Genomic DNA, 22,412 nt, shown 5'->3' with positions numbered 1-22,412 from the left:
CGGTGGATAATACAGCCCACCGTAACCTTTAGACTAATAGATTGAGTTTAACAAAAGCGATCGCTCTACACCTTAAAATTCTCGGCAATCCGCTTCATCGCCTCTTCGACATTCTCCCGGCTGTTAAACGCCGAAATGCGGAAGTAACCTTCACCCGCAGCACCAAAGCCAGAACCAGGGGTTCCGACAACGTTGACAGTTTGCAGCAACTTATCAAAGAATTCCCAACTGGATAAACCATTAGGCGTTTTTACCCAGACATAAGGTGCATTCACGCCACCATAAACTGATAATCCGGCGGCTGTGAGTTTTTCGCGGATAATTTTGGCGTTTTCGAGATAGAGACTCACCAATCCCTTGATTTGTACTTGTCCTTCCTCGGAGTAAACCGCTTCGGCTCCGCGTTGGATGATGTAAGAAACACCGTTGAATTTGGTAGACTGGCGACGATTCCACAGTTTCCATAGTTCGACATCGGAACCATCGGCGGCTTTTGCTGTGAGTGTCTTCGGTACCACAGTTAATGCGCAACGAGTTCCTGTAAAACCTGCATTCTTGGAAAAAGACCGAAATTCGATCGCAACATCTCTTGCACCTTCAATTTCATAAATTGAGTGGGGAATCGACGGATCGGTAATATAAGCTTCGTAGGCTGCATCAAAGAAAATAATCGAGTTATTAGCTTTGGCATAGTCTACCCAAGCTTTGAGATATTCCTTAGTAGCAGTTGCGCCAGTGGGGTTATTGGGAAAGCAGAGATAAATTAAATCGACTTTCTTTGAGGGAATCTCTGCGGTGAAGTTGTTATCAGCCGTAATTGGCAGATAAACTAAGCCTTCAAATTCGCCTTTATCGTTGGCATCCCCAGTATTTCCCACCATTACGTTAGTGTCTACATACACTGGATAAACGGGGTCAGTAACGGCAATTATATTGTCATGACCAAAGATTTCCAGAATGTTGCCCGTGTCGCACTTGGAACCATCGGAGATAAAGATTTCGGAAGCATCTATATCGGCTCCCCGTGCTTGGAAATCTTGAGTAGCAATTTTTTCTCGTAACCAAGCGTAGCCTTGCTCTGGGCCGTAGCCTTTGAAGGTATTGCGATCGCCCATTTCTTCCACAGCTTTAATCATCGCTGTGCGGCAAGCCTCCGGCAAAGGTTCGGTAACATCGCCAATACCCAGGCGGATAATTTTAGCATCAGGATTAGCTTCTGCAAAGGCATTCACCCGCCTAGCAATTTCTGGAAACAGATAACCCGCTTTCAGTTTCAGGTAGTTGTCGTTAATAGTTGCCATTATGTAGATTATGAAAAACGCCCTCAAATAGCTTACTGCTAATTTATGAGGGCGGGGAGTAGGGAGTGGGGAAGAGGCAAGAGAGCAGGGGGCAAGAGGGAGAATAACTAATGACAAATGCCCAATGCCCAATGCCCAATGCCTAATTAGACATTTACAGGCTGTTTATTATCGGCTGAAATTACAAACTCCGTGATTGATTCTTTACCTGTAATTAATCTTGCTCCACGATTACGGGTGAAATAGCTCCATGCCCACTGAATCATTACTACTAATTTGTTGTTAAATTCAATTAAGAAGTAGATGTGAATAAATAGCCAAAACAGCCATGCAACGAAACCTTTCAGCTTGGTAAAGCCCAAATCTACCACAGCAGAATTGTGCCCAATCATTGCTAAACTACCATGATCGGTATAAGCAAAGGGTGGCAAATTTTTACCTGCAAGCCTGTTTTGGACTAATGCTGCTACATATTCACCTTGCTGCTTGGCTACAGGTGCAACACCAGGTAGGGGTTTACCATTTTGATGAGAAAAATTTGCTAAGTCGCCAACGACAAAAATATTGGCATGTCCCTTAATACTCAAGTCAGGTTCAACGATAATCCGTCCAGCGCGATCGCACTCTGCACCTGTGTGTTCTGCTAACACTTTTCCCATTGCTGAAGCTTTCACACCTGCTGCCCATAATACCGTTTTTGAGGCAATTTCTTTAACTTCATCGCCTTGTTTGAGGGTAACAGTATCATTTTCAATATTCGTTACCAGTGTTTTTGTCTGGACAACCACACCCAACCGCGTTAAGGATGCTTCTGCTTCTTGTGATAACTCTGGTGCAAAGGGTGGGAGAATCCGATCCAGCCCTTCTAATAGCAAAATCTTGGCTTCTGAGGTGTCGATGTTGCGGAAGTCTTCTTTGAGGGTTTGATTTGCCAATTCTGCGATCGCACCAGCTAACTCTACACCTGTTGGCCCACCACCCACAATTACAAAAGTTAACCAAGCACGGCGTTTTTCTGGATCGGTTTCATTTTCTGCGGCTTCAAAGGCCGAAAAAATCCGGCTACGCATTTCTATCGCATCTTCTACAGTTTTCAAGCCTGGAGCGAATTCTTCCCAGTTATCTTTGCCAAAGTAGGAATGCTTCGCACCTGTGGCGACAATTAACGTATCGTAAGCTATTGCTTCGTCGCCCACAATCACTTTTTGCGCTTCTGGATCGATATTATTCACCTCTCCCAGCAGCACTTTCGTATTCTTACTCTTGCTGAGGACAGAACGCAAGGGTGAAGAGATATCAGCCGGAGATAGCGCACCTGTGGCGACTTGATATAAAAGGGGTTGAAATAGATGAAAGTTACGTTTATCAATCAGGGTAACGTTTACTGCCGCTTTGGCGAGTGTTTTTGCTGCATAAAGTCCACCAAAGCCACCGCCAACAATAACTACTTGATGGGGTGGATTATTGTCAAGTGAATTTACCATAAGAAATATTATCGTGTATGCCGACTATTGTAACTATTCTTAACAAATTTGTATCAAAATTGTCATCATATATTTTGTATTGCTCTTTACATTTGAAAAAGTATTAAAGTAATCAAGGCTACAGGATAAAGAAAATTTTTTAAGAGACAAGTTACAGACAATAGGAGTTTGGAATCTTTGAATGCCTCTTTATCTGTGTAGATTTATCAAAGGTAGATGTAGAATTTATGCAAGTTTAGTCAGAACGAGTTGACTCTGGTGTTTGTGTCAAACGTGGTGAATGAGTTTGCCGCCAACGCTTAAAGCCATAGACAAGAGCAACAAAAATTAACAAATAGGGACTGTAAACAATTAACCAAATACCCAGCTTGAGTAAGCCAACAGAAAATGCATTCAAAGAATGGGTAGAGTTGTTCCAAGTTTCCTGAACTTGCAAACCGAAAGCAGGTTGGGGGCTGGTGCTAGAAACTGCTGCTTCAAGGTTGAGCGTAATAGTGGAATAAGCAACTTGATTTTTGAGGTTTTTCAGTTGGGCATCAATTTGTTCTATGGTTTGCCTGACATTACTCAGTTCTTGAGTAACGCTAAGTACATCTGTAATCGAACCTGCCCGATCCATAATTTTTTGCAAATTGGCTTCAGTTTTCTGCAAATTGGTTAATCTAGCTTGGAAATCAACTAGGCGATCACCCACATCTTCGGCGGTGATATTACGACTATCAACAGTGCCTAATTTAGCTAGTTGTTCTAGGGTAGGTTCTAGCCGATCCTCTGGTATCCGCAATTGGATTGTTGCTGTGTAACGTGGGTTGTCGTTTTTGGGTTGTTGTTGTTTCAACCCGATTAAATCCCCTTGCTGTTGATTGATAATTTGCGAAACAGCATCGACAGTCTTATCTACAGAGTTGACAGTTAAAGAGATTGCTGCCTTTTTGATGAGTTGGGGACGAGAACGCTCTATTGGTGAAGCTTCCGCCTTTTGAGAAATACTGTTTTCACGAGCAGGTAATTGATTTACCGCGCCATTAGCTGCAATTTGAGGTGCAGACTTATTTGCTGTCTGTTCGGAAGAGGCGCAACTGGTGAAAATTACCCCTCCCAATAACGCACTTATAAACAAAGCAGATGTACGCGGGAATTTAGTCGAAGTATACATAATCTATCCCCAGATGGATGAAGTTAACCCCAGTATTGCTGAAGAAAAACTAAAAGCCTGGATTGTTGCGATTTATGTAACAGATTTGTCATTTGTCCTCTGCTCTCCTGCCTTCTGCTCCCTTCAGTCCAAAGAGATAAATTGAATTATTTATAGTTCATCTGTGTTACTCAATTTGGGGTACAATCGTAAGCTGCCAATAAATGACGATGCTTGCTGACAGGAGATGCTTCTATGGCCCGGATGTATTATGACGAAGATGCCAATTTAGACCTTTTGGCTGGAAAAACTATTGCTATCATCGGCTATGGTTCCCAAGGTCATGCCCACGCTCTCAATCTCAAAGATAGTGGTTTGAATGTGATTGTGGGACTATATCCGGGTAGTAAGTCAGTAGCAAAAGCTGAAGCTGCTGGGTTAACTGTGAAGAATGTCGCAGATGCTGCCAATGCTGCTGACTTCATCATGATTTTGTTACCTGATGAAGTCCAAAAAACGATTTACAAAAACGAGATTGAACCCAATATAGAAGAAGGGAATGTGTTAGCTTTTGCCCACGGCTTCAATATTCACTTTGGGCAAGTTGTACCACCGGCTAATGTAGATGTGGTGATGGTAGCACCTAAAGGTCCGGGGCATTTGGTACGGCGGACTTATGAAAGTGGTGAAGGTGTACCAGCGCTGTTTGCAGTTTATCAAGATGCCAGTGGTCAGGCTCGCGATCGCGCCATGTCTTATGCTAAAGGTATTGGTGGTACTCGCGCTGGTGTTCTGGAAACGACTTTCCGCGAAGAAACGGAAACAGATTTATTTGGCGAACAAGCAGTATTGTGCGGTGGTTTGAGTGCTTTAATCAAAGCCGGATTTGAAACTTTGGTAGAAGCTGGTTATCAACCAGAATTGGCTTATTTTGAATGTCTGCATGAAGTTAAGCTGATTGTTGACTTGGTTGTGGAAGGTGGTTTAGCCAAAATGCGCGACAGCATTTCTAACACAGCTGAATATGGAGATTATACCCGTGGGCCGCGGATTGTCACCGAACAAACCAAAGCTGAAATGCAGAAGATTCTCAGCGAAATTCAATCTGGGCAATTTGCACGAGAATTCGTTCTCGAAAACCAAGCTGGTAAACCGGGATTTACCGCTATGCGTCGTAAAGAATCTGAACACAAAATTGAGGAAGTTGGTAAAGATTTACGCGCTATGTTTAGCTGGTTGAAAAAGGCTTAAACAAAAGTAGGGGCGCACATCTGTCATTGGTGTCAACTTAAGCTAAAAGCCTTTTCAAATCTTGTTTCCAGCCTCTGGGCTGGAAATGCTGCTCCTGGCGGCAGCCCCAAGGACGCCATTCCCAGTCTCCGACTGGGAACGAGATAATATGTAAAAGCTGGTTCTAGGATGGCTTTCACGTTAAGTTGATACCAATGCACATCTGTGCGCCTCTACAAGAATGTATGTTTATTTGTGGTTCAAATACATAAAAACTGCTGTAATTATTTCTTTCTTTACCTGACTCAATGCATCAGTAAACATCATTTGCTTTGAAAGGTAAAGTAACTTTGCATTAATTTAATCTAAGCTTTTTCAGTGTCATTATTAATATATGACTTAATAAGTATAGACTCGATAAAACTCACAGGAAACATAATTCCCGGCTTCTTAGTAGGAGGATTTAGTGTGTTGAATACTCTGTCCCAAAATCCCTGAATGCCATAATTTCCATTAAAACAAGTGTGATGAAGATCGTGGAAATCTGATGGAATAAAAAATATTGACAAAGTACTATGACCTTCTAAGTTGTAAGCATTGCCTATAACGCTCCATGCACACAGTTGAGTGATGTCATATCCAAATATAAAAATAGGTAAAACATCAGCGATCGCAACAATAATATATTCAACCAAACTCTTGTGTCCAGCAACAAAACTTGATGAGTCACGAAACTGATGATGTTTAAGATGGATTTTCTGCAAGAATCTTGTGTGCAAGAGGCGATGAGCAACATAAAAACAGAAATCAGCAGCAACTATTCTCATCAAGAACCATCCAAGGTTTAGAAGTAAGCTATTTCCTCTATGAACCTCTGGAGCTAGATATAGAATAATTAATGCTGATAGAAAAGCTTTAATTTCTCCTGTAATGATGCCTTGGACAGTAAAGGAAGGAAATGGTTGATTTTTAACTGTCTTGCCTCTTGCAGTCAGCTTATCTCTTAAAACATCGTTGCTTTTGATTCCTTTTTCAATGAGGATGCCAATACTATAAAATGAGATAGAACCAAGGAGCCAGTACAATAGCACCTGCGTTATCAAGTTGATTTCAATATTGTTTAACAGCAAATAAAATACTTGCTGAACAATCGTACAACTAATAGCGATCTTTAGATAAAATTCGATCTCAAAACAGAAATTCAAAAAGTTTTGCATCTCTGTAACCTTATAGCCTTATAGTATGTGACCGAGGCATATTCTGTTAATCTTTAATATCTTGAACAATCCTAAAACCAGCGTGTTGATAAAAATTAGGACGGAACCAGTTGCGGTAATATTTTAAAGCTTCTGTACCATTAGTTATCCAACATCCTCCTAACATCATTTGATGCTTATCATCAAAAAATATCGCAGAATTATCCTCATAGAGAAAATGAGGTTGATATCCTGGAAGCGGGTTTAAGTTATTACTCAACCATTCCCAAACGTTACCCCGTAAATCATACAATCCCGAAGAGCTTTTGGCTGTTTCTAACATCCCAACGGGACTAGGTGAACCAAATTTTAAATTGAGATTATAATTTTCTACATCATTTAATAAACTATTACCATAAGTTGCTAAATGGTATTCTGCTTCACTCATTAAGCGAGTATCTTTCCTTTGCCAACGACAATAAGCCATTGCTTCATAATGATTGACTTCCACAGGCCAATCTAGGGGTAAGTCAATTTCATCAAACATAGCTCGATATTTATAGCTCCCATTTTCATGTAACCAAAATTTGGGAGATTGAATATTGTATTGAGTTTTCCAATTCCAGGATTCTTCATCCCAATAGTCTTGATTTTCGTAACCACCAGCTTTTACAAAATAAATAAAATTGGCATTGGTAATCAGATATTTACTGGCGAAAAAGGGTTCAACTTCAACAGTGCGATCGCCATAATCAATATCCCATCCATAAGTGGAGTCATCTAAGGTTTTACCAAGTTTTACTACCCCACCAGCAACTTCGATCATTTCGTTCTCAGGAGTGTAACCATTCAAAGGGGCATATTGCCAATTTTGAGGACGTTTCACTCTCTCAATTGGTAATTGGCGAATTAACATTGAAGAAGTTTCAATGTGAATACGTTGGTGTTCAATCCCCATCATTAAAGCCCAAAGAGGATGATTGGGATGAATTGGTAGAGTAATTGGGGTTGTCTTAATTAGTTCGGAAATTACGGAATATGCTTGTTCTCGATACTCCCAAGTTTGTGCAACTTGCGGCCATTGCAGATGAGCGATCGCTTCATTTAATTCTTCTGGTTTTTCTGGATCTACTCCAATTTCAAACAAAACTTCATACTCTGGATTGAGGCGTTTTTCTAATAATCCTACCTGAATTAATTTATTGATGTAGAAAATAGCCGAATGTCCCAGGTAAAAAATTAGAGGATTTCTCAAAGGGTCAGGATTGAGAAAAAATGTCTCTTCTCCAACTAGACTTTTCAATAATATATCTTCCAATTGCCAAGCATTCTCAAAGTAATCAAGGATAACTTGGTTGTTACAACTATCCAGTTTTGGAGGTTGAGCAGATTGCAGAATATTCATGGTTAATATTGCTATTAGAGAACAATGAAACAAAATAATTATCTAGAAATCCGATTTGATTCCTGAATTTACTTGTATGGGTAAGGAAAACGGAAGAAAAAAATAGATATGTACTAAGTTTTTGAAAAAAACAAATATGAATCCTATGGGATGTGTTAAACACAATAGGATTGAAGGAGGCATGAAATAAGATTCTTAAATATGACAGATTTATTATTTAATAGCAATACTTATTGCTCTATATTAGTTTTTTAAATAGCACTAAAAGTTTATCGATTTAGTGTAGTAATATGGCTGAGTTGTCCAAGCTAATTTAATATTTGTCGAATAATTAAACTATCAGCCAATAAGTAATTCAGTGGGAATAAAGATAACTGTATTATTAAAGGTAAAGACTCTTGAATCTATTATCAATGAAAAATTACAACCTTCTCAAGAGGATTTTATTTGTCTTAACTTCTAGCTTGCTTCTGTGTAGGTGGGTAAAGTAATGACTACAACTTTGCAAAAAACATCTCCAATTATCATTGCACACCGAGGTGCTAGCGGCTATCGTCCAGAACATACTTTAGCTGCTTATGAGTTAGCGATCGCACTTGGGGCTGATTATATTGAACCTGATTTAGTTTCCACCAAAGATGGTATTTTAATTGCTCGTCACGAAAATGAGATATCTGAAACCACCGACGTTGCAAGCCATGCAGAATTTGCTCATCTTCAAACCACTAAAATAATTGATGGCGAATCAAAAACTGGCTGGTTTACTGAAGACTTTACCCTAAAAGAACTGAAAATACTACGAGCTAAAGAGCGAATTCCCCAAGTGCGATCGCAAAATACCATCTATGATGGACTCTTAGAAATTCCCACACTGCAAGAAATCATCGATTTAGTCAAGGTTAAAAGTGACGAAATTAATCGGACGATTGGTATTTACCCAGAAATTAAGCACCCAACTTACTTTCAATCTATTGGGTTAGCCCTAGAAGCACCCCTACTTGCAACTTTAACAGCCAACGGTTATCAGGGGGCTAACGCACCTGTTTTTATTCAGTCTTTTGAAGTAGGTAATTTACAAGATTTATCCACAAAGACTGATTTACCTCTAGTGCAATTGCTGAATAACAGTGGTAAACCTTATGATTTTGTCGTTAGTAGCTGCGGTCGCACTTATACAGATTTAGTCACAGCATCAGGCTTAAAAGAAATTGCTAAATATGCAAAAGCGATTGGAATTCATAAAAATTTACTGGTTCCTAGAGACAACAATGGTAAATTGCGTAGACGCGGAGCGGCTTGTCGCCAGATATCGCCTACATCTTTAGTCATAGATGCCCATGCGGCTGGTTTGCTGGTTCATGTCTGGACTTTCCGCAATGAAGACTGTTTTTTGCCACTGGACTTTCAAGGAAATCCCCAAGCTGAATATGAACTATTTTTCAGCTTAGGTGTTGATGGCGTATTTAGCGACTACCCAGATACGGCAGCTTGCCACTCTACTGTTCAGTGGTAATTTGGTAGGGTAATACAAAATCACGGCAAAGTAACATGGTTTTACTTAAGTGGAAATCCTGTCTAACAGCAATAACCTTCAGCGCAATCAGTCTTACTGCATCCAAGTCGGCATTGGCGGTATCTTTATACTCACTTACTGACTTAGGCAGTCTTACAGGAGAAGCCTACAGTTATGCTACAGACATTAATGACTCAGGTGAAGTAGCGATTAATTCTTTGGACAGTTCTTTTTTTTACAGTAATGGTTCGCTCCAAAAAATTAGTCCGTTGCCTGGCGATAATGTACTTGCAGTGAGTGGTATCAATAACTTGGGGCAAGTAGTTGGTAATTCCATCAGTAAGACCGACAGTGATAATAACGTCTTTATTTACAGTGATGGAACAACGCAAAATACTGGTCTTAAAGGCATTCCTTATGCTATCAATGACTCAGGTGAGGTAGTTGGCGGTACAAGTGGTGGCGGTATATTCCCAAAACTTGCCTTTCCCAACGGAGCCGCTTTCCTATACAGCAATGGTACGACGACTATTATTAACAATAATTTAAAAGAAAATTATGTTGCCTATGGCATAAATAATCTAAGTCAGGTAGTTGGCATTTTCGGTTCTTCCGGCCGAGCCTATTTATCCGACAAGGGTATAATCACTAATCTCGGTACCTTCCCTGGTGACAGGTACAGTCAAGCAAACGATATTAATGACTCAGGACAAGTAGTTGGTAGTTCGGGACTGACTGGCGTAAATGATAGTCGTGCTTTTCTGTACAGTTCTAGCACGGGACTCCAAGACCTTGGTAGGTTACGTTCTACAGATTTGTTTAGTACTGGTTTGGGGATCAATAATTTGGGTCAAGTAGTCGGGTTTTCTGGCACTAACAATAACTTTTTTGCCGCAGATGGCAACGGTTTGCGGGCTTTTCTTTATAGTGATAAGACTCTGTACGACTTAAATAACCTGATTGCTCCTAGTTCAGAGAGTGGCTTTACCTTAACAGCGGCATCTGCCATTAATAATAATGGACAAATTGTCGGTCGTGGTGCAGTTAATGGTGAATTACACGCCTTTCTCTTGACACCAATCTCATCTGTCTCTGTAGCTGAACCAACTTCAGGCATTCCTATTTTGTCGTTTGGTGCTGGTGTAATTTTATTTGCTGCATTTAAGCGCAAACCTCACTCTAAGAGTGCAGCCATACAACAAAGAAGTTAATGCAATAACTTCAGGCAGACAAAATTATTACTTGGGAATATGGATTTATAAAAATGCTCGTTGCAAATCTTTGAGGATATGTCTCGAAGCGTGGCTTAGAGACACATCTATACTTTAGGCAAGGGATAACATCACTCAAGTTGTTCTTGATTTTCACAAACTAGTCATCACCTGAGCTAATTGATTAGATAAATCAATTACAGACTCCTGGGATTTTTTAAATAAAACTCCAGCTAAAAAATAATAATCGCCAGAATAAAATGCCATCTGATTTTTTTGGAGTTTTTCGATGTGCTTCTTTACCTTGGGGTCAGAGCTATAGTAGCCAAACTGTAAAGGTAACACCATGAAATTTTGAACATAATAACCATTTTGTTTTGCTATGTTCAACGTATTGATTGGATTAGAAAAGCTAGATATTAAAATCAATACATTTTCATAATCTAGCGATAAAAGCTCATTGGTAACTGTGGCTCCATCTACACCCCCAAACAGAAGTGGCATATAAATATCGTTATCTGGTGCGGGTAGATAGGGTGGATTAGCTACAAGATACTCGGCATCAGGTTGAGAAGAATTAAACAAAGATGAATTGTGAATGATGTATTTATTAGTGAGATTGTATTCATCAATGGTCGAATTGGCGACTTTCCATGCAGAAGTATTTAATTCAAATCCCTGGATGACTCCATCAAACTTGTTTCTCAATAACGAATTAATTACAGGGCTGCCATCTCCTGAACCAAACTCCACAATAGATTCAGAATTTTGACAATTTCTGATCACAAAGCTTTCTAAGCAGTTGGAGTAGAAATTAGATTCTTCAGGACAAAAAAAGATATCTTTCATTTGACTGTAATTAAAGGTGTAAGTAAAATATAATCAATGTACTAGGAGGTTATTTATTCCCTTGGATTCAGGCAATAAATAATTGTTCCTTTAGCAACCCTTTGCTTCAGAAAAGTTTTTGCAGGCGAATTAGCAATAAAATGAATTAGAAATGTCAAATTTAGATGCTAAGAATAACCTGCTATTTATAATTTTTGGGATTGCTCATAGGCTCATAGGAGTAAAGCGGCTTATTCTGCCTCGCGTATCGATCGCACAACCGCCGTCCCTGCGCGATCGCCCATACGTTTTTGCAGGTCGTATCCCAGCAGCAATTCCCATGCGTCATTGGGATATCGTTCTGCTAATGACAAAGCCACATCATCTAACATCCAACGACCGTGGCGTTCATCTTCCCTGATGTGCAGTTCCCAATAACCTACTGCTACTTCTGAGAGTAACAGTCGTTGCGCCGCTACCAGGTAATTTTTGTAAACCGCAGGGCCAGCCACTTCAAAATAGGTCAACCCACCGCTGTAACGCAGGAAATAGCGTTTGCGCTCAGTCACCAGAAAGTTATGATTGGTAGAAGCCAACACTTCCCAAGGTACTAAATCAAAATATGCCTCTGGTTCAGTATTCATTCCAAACTCAGCCAGCATTTGGGCAAAAAATGTCGAGTGCTTGCGAGATAAACGACCATTGCCATATTCTTCTATTAGCACTCGTATTAGCGTACACTGCACTTCATTAGCAGCACCACCCAAAATGCGGGAAAGATGACTAGCTTCAACCAAGCCATCAAAAGAGCCGATCGCTAGCAAATGACGATAGCCTGCTTCAGTCATTTCTTCACGAATGTAGCGGCTACTTTCCGACAAAGGCGGATTTAAATCGGCAGATGCACGCTCAATTAAAGCTTGTTTTACATCCAATTGTTGCAGTGCAGCCACATCGATTTGTGCTAGTTCCCACTCTTGCCAAGCAGCTTCAATTTGGTCACGACAAGAGTGCAAATACAGCGATCGCTCATTAGTATAATGCCGCAAATCATCGTACCAAAACAGCTTTAGCCGATTAATTCGATAAAGTATCCGTTGGAGAAAACGGTGAGCCTGTTCATCAGAGCGATCGTTTCCATAAGCAGCACCAATTGCTATAGAGAGTGACTGTTCAAACTCACTAGCTATTGAAGGTTTTGCATCCAGCTTATTATCCAAATCCTCCATTGCGAGCAGTTCTATAAATTGCTCCTCAGCACGGTCGTACTTAGTAATTGTTCTTTCTTTAGTTTGCGTGCTATTTTTCGCAGCCTCAGTCTTAGGAAATATAACTAAATTGCTTTGCATGGAATCTTCGGTAGCTTTGGAAAAGTGAGAAATTACTTTCACCTCTAATATCTAAGTTTCCACACCAGTAGCTTTCTGTACCTCTTTCCCTGGTTATAAAGAAAAATTAAGTTTTAAACGAATGGGGCATTGGGCATTGGGCATTAGTTATTTCTTCCTTACTCCTCTGCTCCCCTGCCCCCACTCCCTACGGCACTCCCTTCTGCTGCTCAATCGGCTTACTAGGCGGAATCTGCTCAAGAGGAATCAGTGCTTCGATCACCGACTTCACAATTGGCGCGGCGACAGTAGAACCATAGGCACTTTCTCCTTTTGGCTCATCCACCAGTGCAAACACTACATAGCGAGGAGATTCCACGGGTAAAATAGCCACGAAACTGGTCATTCTCGCACCCTTGATGTATCCGCCATTGGGACTAGCTTTTTGGGCTGTACCAGTTTTACCAGCAATGCGATATCCCGGAATTTGTGATGCCTTGCCGCTACCTTCAGTAACAACAGTTTCCATCATTTCCACAACCTTTTGAGTTGTTGCGGCTGAGAAAATTTGGCGGGGGATGGTGTGAGTGGGTGAATCATGCATTTGCCCTTTGCTATCAATCAACCCGCGAACTACATGGGGTGTAACTAACTTACCGCCATTAGCTAAAGCACCGTGCATTTGCACTAGCTGCAAGGGTGTCATGGAAAAGCCTTGACCAAAGGAAGTAGTAGCTGCTTCAATTGGCGAAGCGATAAATTCTTCTTGACTTTTGAGCCGTCCGCCGACTTCAAAAGGTAAATCTGTATCAACTTTTTGTCCTAGCCCTAAGCGTTCTAACCAGTTGTAGTAGATTGAAGGCTTTAGACGTTGGATAATTTGCACCATGCCAATATTGCTAGAATATTGCAAAATCTGAGCAATGCTGATTCGCCCATTACCATTATTCATGGCATTTTTGATGGTGTAATTAGCGACTCGAATCGAACCGGAGTCATTAAACATATCATCTGGTTTGATGATGCCATTTTCCAGAGCGATCGCCACATTCAAAGGCTTAAAAGTCGATCCCGGTTCATAAAGATCCGCTACTGTCCAATTTTTAAATAGTGAAATATCAGATTTAGCATATTCATTAGGATTATAAGTAGGCTGAGAAACGAGGGCGAGTAAGGAACCATCCAATGCATCCATGACAATTACCGCCCCACGTTTAGCGGCAAACTTCTCCATCTGTTGTTTGAGCGCAATCCGAGCAATTCGTTGCAGACGGCTATCGATAGTGAGTTGTAATCGCAAATCGTCAAAATGCAAAAAACCTTCGGGCGCAAGATCCGGCATCAAGATCCCATTACCCGACCGACTGAGGCGTACCGTTTGCACAGGACGTTCTAACAACTTCTCTTGAGAGTATTCCACACCAGCTTGACCACGGCGGTCAACATTCACATAGCCCACCACATCAGCAACCAAATCGTCTGGCGGGTAATATCGGAAGTATTTTTGAGTCCACTCCAGGCCATTTAAGCGTAAAGAGATGACGCGATCAATAATTTCTTCTGGTAAGGCTGGCGCAAGGATAATTCCGCTTCTTTTGCTTTGAAAAGTTTTCACCAATTCAGCAGTATCTTTTGCCAAAATTGGCGCAAGTCGCTCTGCCATACTTTCATTAGACTTATCAAACAGCTTGGGATGAGCGTACAAAGTATATACAGGACGGTCAATAGCCAACAGCTCGCTATTGCGATCTACCACTGGGCGACGGGGCATAAAAGGTCGCACATTCACCATTTGCTGGTTGCGTGCATACTCGGTTAACTTTGGCCCCTTGACAATTTGTAGATTATACAAGTTAATAGCCAACCCCAACCCTGATACCATTAATACGCCCCAGACGATGAACAGCCGGGACTTAGTGTTGGATGTTTGGTTTTGTATATTAGAGGCTAATTGTCCCAAAAGCCCTCGTTTATCACCCTTGTGTCGCCCTGTAAATTTTGAATTCCGAAACTTTCTGAATTTTGTTTTGCTTGGTGACTTCTGCATTGGGTTCTGACGAATTACGATTAGTATCCCAGTGGCGAGAGTGTTTGCGGTTGCGTTTCAGAATTTGGCGTTGTGTTAGGCGATGCTGGCTTAGGACTCTGAGATGCTGGAGGCAAGAAAATCATTCCTTCAGGAGTTGGCGATACCAGCCCTGCTGTTGGTTGTTCTGCTTCATTAGCCATTTTATTTTTCAGCGTCGCGTTGGTTGTCGTTAGCAGCCGTTCATGACGTTGGAGGTTTTGCAGTCTGCGATATGACTGACCCCAAAGCTCTTGAGAATAGACTGTCCAAGCATAAACAGCAAGTGTCGATGCTACTAACAAGAACGCCACAACTGACGAATAACGATGAAAGGTATACAAGCGCAGCAACCACAAAGGTAAGGCTCCAGAATTAGGCATTGTGGGAAGTCCAAGAAAACTTACCCCCAGAGTCTTTTGGTTCGCATTCAACTGCTCATTGAGATTTGGTAATTGTTGTCTACTCAACTGTTTCCCTGATTTGGCTATAACTGCCTCATTTGTGGGAGAAACCGCTAATTTTTTTAAGGAACGCTGTTGTTTTTGAGAGGATACTGGTGTAGAAGCGCTCCCTGCTGCTGACTCCATACGCGCAGAGCGTCGCCTTCCTAAAGAAAGGATAGAATCTCGCCGGAACCAATTACCCTTTGTAGAAACAGTAGATTTGCGAGCAACTACCATAAATTTTTAATTTTTTTTTAGATGGGAAATACTGCACTTTAGATTGATTGTCTGTTTTTGCTAAGGTTAAAATCACCTTCTGTGCAACAAGCACACATAACAGACTATACCCTTTTAACTTTTCTGATAGGTAGCTGTATCAATGTTTGCAATCAGCGATTAGAAACTGGACAGCTTACCCTTTAGGTATCGCACCTAAAGTATGGCAACGTCAGGTAGACAGATGCAATACTCTGTGAAAAAAATAAAATTTTTTGCTATCATAGCTTCGTTTGCGAAATAAGTTGGTATTTTTCGTTTTGCTCCTGAGTTAAGAGAAACTAATCAGGATACGTAATTCCAAAAACAATACCCCAAAGGATTGGTTTTTTTAATTATGTAATCTCACAGAATTTAAAAAAAGCAATAAATACGGTATCGTATTCAACAGGCGAAAAATTGTTCTAGCCACAATTGGTGAAAGAGGAGTTATGAAAACAAAAATCTTTGGTTTTGCTCTAATGTTAAGTCTGGCTGCAATTCTTGGGGCCTGTGAAGGTGGTGGTGGTGATGGTGCTGGTACTGCTACTCCAGCTGCTACAGGTGAACCAACTGACGCACCTGTTAAGACTACTCCTGCCGCTACCCCCGCAGCGACCACTCCTGCTACTCCTAAATAAGGCATCTTAAACTTTAGTTTAAATCGCCCTCAGAACTACTTAGTGACAGCATTCCTCACTACATAGCTCGAAATATCGCTCGAATTAATTGGGTTCACGAAAAGCCTCATTTTTATGCCGGTTTATCAGAGCCTAGAGTTTGCTCAAATATCAACTAAGTAGGGCAGTAAGTAGAGGCCACTGGTAAAGAGGGTTATGTCCTCTACCAAGTGTCCTCCTGAAATTCCCACCCGCTCAAACCTTGTTACCTGTCCAAGAGAGTTGAGTCAATCTAAGCTATTTTGTTGGCAGATACTTCCCTCGTTTGGCATTTTAAATTGTTTATACTACTGAGTTTTGAGAGGGTAAAATAATTTATTGCGATCGCTGGCAATTGCTCTTGAGCATTCCTGTAGTCTATTCCGTATCGGGAAAGACCTGGTAATCGCCCTTGATGTTGCCAGATTTTTTTTGGGAAAATTTGGTCATGGGAAAAACAGATTTTCATCCTGCGTTGTGAACGTAGTTCAGGAGATGAGGAGAGTTAAAACGAGAAAGTCTATAAAATTACTGAGCTTAATTGTAATTATTGCAACTTCGATTACCTTAAGTAGCTATTGGAGATCGGCAGCAATAGCATTACCGCCGCCAGAGGATACCCCAGAAGAAATATTACGAACAAAGATTATTATAGAAGCGCGATCGCCTATTGATGGAAGATTCCTAACAGCTGCCGAGTATCTCCAATTACAAGCGCAGCTCCAACTTGCCCCGCCCCCAAAACTAGACCCTAAAATTCGGGAACAGATTTTCTTGCTTCGTATACGTAAAACCTTATTGCAGTTTTTCCCATTTTTAAATTTTTGATAAATTCGTCATTTATCATTAGTCATTCATCCTCTGCCCAATGCCCCATGCCTTATGCCCAATGCCTCATGTCCAATGCCGCATTCTGATGTAGGATAACGGTGGCGACAAAATTGCAAATAAATGTAAAGAATATATATAGATATTAAAAAAGTAGATTTAGTCAATCACATTATTTCACTTAGGTAGCTTCATGTCCATGACCACGATCGCCCCTGAACAGGTTAACAGCATCGTTTGGAATCAGCATAACGATCCCTTTGAAATACTAGGCTCTCATCCCATAGAACAAGACGGTAAAACTGTCTGGGCTGTACGGGCTTATTTACCAAATGCAAGTGCAGCATGGGTCGTTCTTCCTGAACAACGCAAGGAATACCCAATGCAAACGGTGCACGATCCTCACTTTTTTGAATGCACCATTGAAACTACCGAACTGGCAAACTACCAGTTACGGATTAAAGAAGGAGAACATGAGCGTGTCATTTATGACCCTTACGCTTTCCGTTCTCCCCGCTTGACAGACTTTGACTTGCATCTGTTTAGTGAAGGCAACCATCACCGGATATATGAAAAACTAGGAGCGCACCCCACGGAAATAGACGGCGTTAAAGGCGTTTATTTTGCCGTTTGGGCACCCAACGCTCGTAATGTTTCATTGTTGGGAGATTTTAATCTCTGGGATGGACGTAAAAACCAGATGCGTAAAGGCCCTACCGGAGTTTGGGAATTGTTTATTCCTGAAATTGGTGTGGGAGAGCATTATAAATATGAAATCAAAAATTTTGAAGGACACATTTACGAAAAATCTGATCCCTACGGTTTCCAGCAGGAACCCCGTCCGAAAACGGCATCCATTGTCACTGATTTAGATGCTTATAGTTGGAGTGATGAAGACTGGATGGAAAGGCGGCGTCGTACTGACCCCCTGAATCAGCCGGTTTCAGTCTATGAAGTGCATTTAGGCTCTTGGTTACACGCTTCGAGTGCAGAACCAGCTAAACTCCCCAATGGTGAAACGGAACCTGTAGTTGTGGTTTCTGAACTGAAACCGGGCGCACGCTTCCTTACCTACCGGGAACTAGCTGACCGACTCATTCCTTATGTCAAAGAATTAGGATACACCCATCTTGAATTGCTACCCATTGCGGAGCATCCCTTTGATGGTTCTTGGGGTTATCAAGTAACTGGGTACTATGCCCCCACCTCCCGTTTTGGCAGCGCCGAAGATTTCATGTATTTTGTTGACAAATGTCACCAAAATGATATGGGAGTAATTGTGGATTGGGTTCCTGGTCACTTCCCCAAAGATGGACATGGTTTAGCTTTCTTTGATGGTAGCCACCTGTACGAACACGCTGACCCCCGCAAAGGCGAACACAAAGAATGGGGTACTTTGGTGTTCAACTACGGTCGCCGTGAAGTTAGTAATTTCCTCGCAGCAAATGCCCTCTTCTGGTTTGATAAGTACCACATTGATGGGATTCGTGTCGATGCTGTTGCCTCAATGCTCTATAACGATTATTGCCGCGAACCAGGAGAATGGTTGCCCAACCAGTACGGTGGCAGAGAAAACCTAGAAGCAGCAGATTTTCTGCGTCAGGTAAATCACATTATCTTTAGCTATTTTCCCGGTATTCTCTCAATTGCGGAAGAATCTACTTCCTGGCCAATGGTATCTTGGCCCACCTACACAGGCGGACTGGGCTTTAACTTGAAGTGGGATATGGGCTGGATGCACGATATGCTGGATTACTTCAGCATGGACCCTTGGTTCCGCCAGTTCCACCAGAACAATATTACCTTTAGTATGTGGTACAACCACAGTGAGAACTTCATGCTGGCTCTGTCTCACGATGAAGTGGTACATGGCAAGAGCAATATCATCGGCAAAATGCCGGGAGACACATGGCAGAAGTTAGCTAATGTGCGTTGTTTATTTAGCTATATGTTTGCTCACCCAGGCAAGAAAACCATGTTTATGAGCATGGAGTTTGGGCAATGGAGTGAGTGGAATGCTTGGGCTGATTTGGAGTGGCATTTATTACAGCATGAAGCCCACCAACAATTAAAAACATTTTTCCGGGAATTGAACCATCTCTATCGTTCTGAACCAGTTTTGTACACCCAGGATTTTGCTGAACCTGGGTTTGAGTGGATTGACTGTAGCGACAATCGCCATAGTGTAGTTTCCTTTATGCGCCGTGACAAGGATTCTGATGATTTTGCGATCATAGTTTGCAATTTTACACCGCAGCCCCATTCCCACTACCGCATTGGTGTACCGCAAAAGGGATTTTATACCGAGTTGTTCAATAGTGATGCGCGTCAGTATGGCGGCAGCAATATGGGCAACTTAGGCGGTAAGTGGGCGGATGATTGGTCTTTGCACAGTCGCCCTTATTCCCTGGATTTATGTTTGCCACCTTTGGGTGTGTTGATTCTCAAGTTGGATAAGAAGAAGACTGCTGAGGTAATTGGATAACAATTGGGGATGGGGCGATGCCCCATCTTACACATAATTTCGACTATTCACAGCTACTCAACCCAGTTCTCTAATAGACTGTAGTGAAATTAAATATGCGTTATTACCCTTGTAGAGACGTAGCAGTGCTACGTCTCTACATTCTTTAAAGGGTAAGGGAAGATTCCATACCTTTACCCTTTACTCCTTACCCTTTTGCCCACTTCTACAAGAAGTCTATTACTCATACCAATTTGAAAAATGATTGCGACAGATGGAAAACTGAAACACTTATCCAATGGATGTTTCACAATCCAAAATCTAAAATCCAAAATGGTATCAGCACTCTTAAGGGGCATTGGGCATTAGTATTAAAAATTAGGTATTTACTAGATTGAAAACTGTTCTCTAGTCCCAATCCCTACTGCCAATCCCCAATCTCTAGTCAAAATGCCTAATCAAATTTGGTTATCACAGTTGGAAAAACACCGAGCGATCGCAGTTATCCGCGCCCCTCAAATGGAACTGGGACAACAAATGGCAATGGCTGTAGCATCTGGGGGAATGCAGCTAATTGAGATTACCTGGAATAGCGATCGCGCTGGGGAATTAATCAGTCAACTACGTTCGAAATTACCAGCCTGTATCGTTGGCACTGGTACGTTATTTAATGTGCAGCAGTTACAAGATGCGATCGCATCTGGGGCGCAATTCCTCTTCACACCCCACGTTGATTCGACAATGATTCAAGCAGCACAAGAAAAAAATGTGCCTATTATACCAGGAGCGCTAACTCCTACAGAAATTGTTACCGCTTGGAGTCAAGGCGCTAGCTGTGTAAAAGTGTTTCCCGTGCAAGCAGTGGGAGGGACTAACTATATCAAAAGTTTGCAAGGGCCGCTGGGTGAGATTCCCTTAATTCCTACTGGCGGCGTGACTCTAGAAAATGCCAAAGAATTTTTGCAAGCTGGAGCGATCGCTGTCGGTTTGAGCGGGGAATTATTTCCCCAAAAGCTTGTCATAGAGGGAAATTGGTCAGCGATCGCAACTCAGGCAAAAAACCTAATGCAACAGTTAGGTTAATTTAGAATCAAATCATCAAACATTCACGTCTATTAAAGCAATAGATATGGAAATAAAGGTGAAACCTGATAAGTTTCTCAAGACCCCATGATTTGAGTGTGAGTGTATCTAAAATGAAAAGACAAATTTCTCCTGACTGGGTGCGTCGCTTACAAATAATTCTCACTGGTACAGTACTGTCCTTAAGTGTTTTTACTACTACTGGAACTAGTCAAGTTTGGGCTAATTCCAAAAATCAAGTGATTGCACAAAAAATCCAAACATTACAACAATCAAATCAGCGCTGGATTCAAATCGATCTTTCAAAACAACGATTAATAGCTTGGGAAGGTGACAGAGTGGTTTATGGAAGTGCTATTTCCTCTGGCAAAAAAGCTACTCCCACTCTTGTTGGCACTTTTAAGGTTCAATCTAAGTTCAAAACTACGCGAATGCAGGGAGAAAACTACAATGTTCCGAACGTTCCTTATGCGATGTTTTATCAAGGTAATTACGCTATTCACGGAGCTTATTGGCATAAGAGATTTGGCACTCCAGTCAGCCACGGCTGTGTGAATATTGCACCTAAACATGCAAAATGGCTATTCGAGTGGGCATCTGTAGGGACACCAATAGTTATTCATAAATAGTAGGTGAAGCAGCCAAAAGGCAATTTAGGTAAAATTATAAATAACAACAAATCAAGACAATTAAGTGATTCCCAGCAATATTTTATGCTGGGAATCTTCGGAGTCGGAATTACTGAATTTGAAATAAAATCTAGAAAAGGGCATTTAACGATTTGCCCAACAAATAAGCGGAAATCCTGACAATTTCTGTATGAAATTAAAAATGCAAATATAAATTTGGGGAAAGTTTGTATTTAAGCATTTAAATGACAGATTTTTGTAAAGATTGTCTTTTGTAATTAGTCATTGGTCATGGTTCAACCAAGAACAAATGACAAATACAAGATGAACTGCGTAAATCCTGCACAGAAAGCAAGTAGTCGATCTGGAAATTTGTAGTTTTCCAGAAAATTACTTCACTTCATGATTTTTGCGTAGTTTAGAAGGTGAGGCATAATGCAATCCTGGATTCGCAGTGGTGGAATTCGTTCTTCAGGAACTTTTTGTACAGGCGTGGCGCTGATGGTGGTGACTTTATTCTCTTGGTCATCGCCGTTAACAGGTACACCCAACTCGACTACAGCAACAGCTACGTCAGTCGATGAAAACAGCATCACTGTACCTAATAATATTAGCCAACCTCACTGGATTGAAATTGATTTGTCAGAGCAACGTTTACGTGCATGGGAAGGTAATAAACTTATTCATTCATATCGCATTTCTGGAGGTAAGCGAGCAACTCCTACACCCATAGGTAGATTTCGGATTAATTCTAAGTATCGTACTCATCGAATGCGAGGCAGAGGCTATAACATTCCTGACGTTCCTTACACAATGTATTTCTACAGAGGGTATGCCATTCACGGCGCTTATTGGCATAACCGTTTTGGGACTCCAGTCAGTCACGGTTGCGTAAATTTACCTGTTAAGCAAGCTCGCAAGCTTTACAACTGGACTTCAACGGGAACATTAGTAGTTGTGCGGAAATAATTGCTAATTCGTAATAAATATCTGCAATTTTTCCTTTGATGTATAGACGGGTGCGTTCATGGAGTTAAGCACCTGTCTATACATAATTGCTAGACTAAAAACAATCTTCAAGGGATTCAGGAGCTATGAGCGTCATAATTACTCAACCTCTCACATTGGAAGAGTTTCTGAAGCTCCCAGAAACAAAGCCTGCGAGTGAATATATTAACGGAGAGATTATTCAAAAGCCAATGCCAAAAGGGAGACACAGCCGCTTACAAGGCAAGCTTTGTGCTGTTATCAATGAAGTCACGGAGAATCAAAAGATTGCCTATGCGTTTCCCGAATTATATCATGTTCGGATAATCACTTATGATAAAAGTAGGGATGAAAACGATGAACTA

19 protein-coding genes are annotated in these 22,412 nt (G+C 41.3%); 10 read left to right on the top strand and 9 right to left on the bottom strand.

Features of this window, described 5'->3' with window-relative positions; genetic code table 11:
* Positions 1 to 65: 65 nt before the first annotated feature.
* From HWQ42_RS29760 to HWQ42_RS29750, 3 genes are all read right to left on the bottom strand, one after another.
* Positions 66 to 1,301, bottom strand: coding sequence for an LL-diaminopimelate aminotransferase (locus HWQ42_RS29760; RefSeq protein ID WP_292818315.1), 1,236 nt, complete (start codon positions 1,299 to 1,301; stop codon positions 66 to 68).
* A gap of 146 nt (positions 1,302 to 1,447) precedes the next feature.
* Positions 1,448 to 2,785, bottom strand: a complete 1,338-nt coding sequence (locus HWQ42_RS29755; RefSeq protein ID WP_292818312.1) for an NAD(P)/FAD-dependent oxidoreductase — start codon at positions 2,783 to 2,785, stop codon at positions 1,448 to 1,450.
* Between the two features lie 235 nt (positions 2,786 to 3,020).
* Positions 3,021 to 3,941 (bottom strand): DUF4349 domain-containing protein, encoded by a 921-nt coding sequence (locus tag HWQ42_RS29750; RefSeq protein WP_292818309.1) that lies wholly within the window; start codon positions 3,939 to 3,941, stop codon positions 3,021 to 3,023.
* A 234-nt stretch (positions 3,942 to 4,175) separates the two neighbouring features.
* On the opposite strand from HWQ42_RS29750, the gene ilvC reads away from it, so the two are divergent.
* Positions 4,176 to 5,171 (top strand): ketol-acid reductoisomerase, encoded by a 996-nt coding sequence (gene ilvC / locus HWQ42_RS29745; RefSeq protein ID WP_292818306.1) that lies wholly within the window; start codon positions 4,176 to 4,178, stop codon positions 5,169 to 5,171.
* Positions 5,172 to 5,515: 344 nt separating this feature from the next.
* On the opposite strand, the gene HWQ42_RS29740 is transcribed toward ilvC, so the two are convergent.
* Together HWQ42_RS29740 and ovoA are read right to left on the bottom strand one after the other, a co-directional pair.
* Positions 5,516 to 6,367, bottom strand: a complete 852-nt coding sequence (locus tag HWQ42_RS29740) for a sterol desaturase family protein (RefSeq protein ID WP_292818303.1) — start codon at positions 6,365 to 6,367, stop codon at positions 5,516 to 5,518.
* A 46-nt stretch (positions 6,368 to 6,413) separates the two neighbouring features.
* Positions 6,414 to 7,751 (bottom strand): 5-histidylcysteine sulfoxide synthase, encoded by a 1,338-nt coding sequence (gene ovoA, locus HWQ42_RS29735; protein WP_292818300.1) that lies wholly within the window; start codon positions 7,749 to 7,751, stop codon positions 6,414 to 6,416.
* 490 nt (positions 7,752 to 8,241) lie between these two features.
* Here ovoA and HWQ42_RS29730 point away from each other — a divergent pair, with 490 nt between their 5' ends.
* Complete coding sequence (locus tag HWQ42_RS29730; RefSeq protein WP_292818297.1) at positions 8,242 to 9,264, top strand: glycerophosphodiester phosphodiesterase; 1,023 nt, start codon at positions 8,242 to 8,244, stop codon at positions 9,262 to 9,264.
* Between the two features lie 35 nt (positions 9,265 to 9,299).
* Complete coding sequence (locus HWQ42_RS29725; protein ID WP_292818294.1) at positions 9,300 to 10,475, top strand: DUF3466 family protein; 1,176 nt, start codon at positions 9,300 to 9,302, stop codon at positions 10,473 to 10,475.
* A 153-nt stretch (positions 10,476 to 10,628) separates the two neighbouring features.
* Here the strand turns inward: HWQ42_RS29725 and HWQ42_RS29720 are convergent, their stop codons facing one another.
* From HWQ42_RS29720 to HWQ42_RS29705, 4 genes are all read right to left on the bottom strand, one after another.
* Positions 10,629 to 11,324: a class I SAM-dependent methyltransferase gene (locus tag HWQ42_RS29720; protein WP_292731999.1), complete on the bottom strand. Its 696-nt coding sequence runs from the start codon at positions 11,322 to 11,324 to the stop codon at positions 10,629 to 10,631.
* A 230-nt stretch (positions 11,325 to 11,554) separates the two neighbouring features.
* Entirely contained in the window at positions 11,555 to 12,652 is a 1,098-nt protein-coding gene (locus HWQ42_RS29715) for an iron-containing redox enzyme family protein (RefSeq protein ID WP_292818291.1), read from the bottom strand.
* A 187-nt stretch (positions 12,653 to 12,839) separates the two neighbouring features.
* Positions 12,840 to 14,678, bottom strand: coding sequence for a penicillin-binding protein 2 (locus tag HWQ42_RS29710; protein ID WP_292818288.1), 1,839 nt, complete (start codon positions 14,676 to 14,678; stop codon positions 12,840 to 12,842).
* A 20-nt stretch (positions 14,679 to 14,698) separates the two neighbouring features.
* On the bottom strand, positions 14,699 to 15,379 hold the full coding sequence (locus HWQ42_RS29705) for a hypothetical protein (RefSeq protein ID WP_292818285.1): 681 nt from the start codon (positions 15,377 to 15,379) through the stop codon (positions 14,699 to 14,701).
* Positions 15,380 to 15,849: 470 nt separating this feature from the next.
* On the opposite strand from HWQ42_RS29705, the gene HWQ42_RS29700 reads away from it, so the two are divergent.
* From HWQ42_RS29700 to HWQ42_RS29670, 7 genes are all read left to right on the top strand, one after another.
* Complete coding sequence (locus HWQ42_RS29700) at positions 15,850 to 16,038, top strand: hypothetical protein (protein ID WP_292731993.1); 189 nt, start codon at positions 15,850 to 15,852, stop codon at positions 16,036 to 16,038.
* Between the two features lie 513 nt (positions 16,039 to 16,551).
* Entirely contained in the window at positions 16,552 to 16,884 is a 333-nt protein-coding gene (locus HWQ42_RS29695; protein ID WP_292818282.1) for a hypothetical protein, read from the top strand.
* Between the two features lie 193 nt (positions 16,885 to 17,077).
* Positions 17,078 to 19,369 (top strand): 1,4-alpha-glucan branching enzyme, encoded by a 2,292-nt coding sequence (glgB, locus tag HWQ42_RS29690; protein WP_292818279.1) that lies wholly within the window; start codon positions 17,078 to 17,080, stop codon positions 19,367 to 19,369.
* 429 nt (positions 19,370 to 19,798) lie between these two features.
* Positions 19,799 to 20,431 (top strand): bifunctional 4-hydroxy-2-oxoglutarate aldolase/2-dehydro-3-deoxy-phosphogluconate aldolase, encoded by a 633-nt coding sequence (locus HWQ42_RS29685; protein ID WP_292818276.1) that lies wholly within the window; start codon positions 19,799 to 19,801, stop codon positions 20,429 to 20,431.
* A 113-nt stretch (positions 20,432 to 20,544) separates the two neighbouring features.
* Entirely contained in the window at positions 20,545 to 21,060 is a 516-nt protein-coding gene (locus tag HWQ42_RS29680) for a L,D-transpeptidase (protein WP_292818273.1), read from the top strand.
* Between the two features lie 435 nt (positions 21,061 to 21,495).
* Positions 21,496 to 22,029: a L,D-transpeptidase gene (locus tag HWQ42_RS29675; protein ID WP_292818270.1), complete on the top strand. Its 534-nt coding sequence runs from the start codon at positions 21,496 to 21,498 to the stop codon at positions 22,027 to 22,029.
* Positions 22,030 to 22,154: 125 nt separating this feature from the next.
* The coding region (locus HWQ42_RS29670; protein WP_292818267.1) for a Uma2 family endonuclease at positions 22,155 to 22,412 on the top strand (258 nt) is incomplete at its 3' end.

The sequence above is a fragment of the Nostoc sp. JL23 genome (genome assembly GCF_017115065.1).
Lineage (GTDB): Bacteria > Cyanobacteriota > Cyanobacteriia > Cyanobacteriales > Nostocaceae > Nostoc > Nostoc punctiforme_A.
This window is presented reverse-complemented; position numbering and strand designations above follow the sequence as displayed.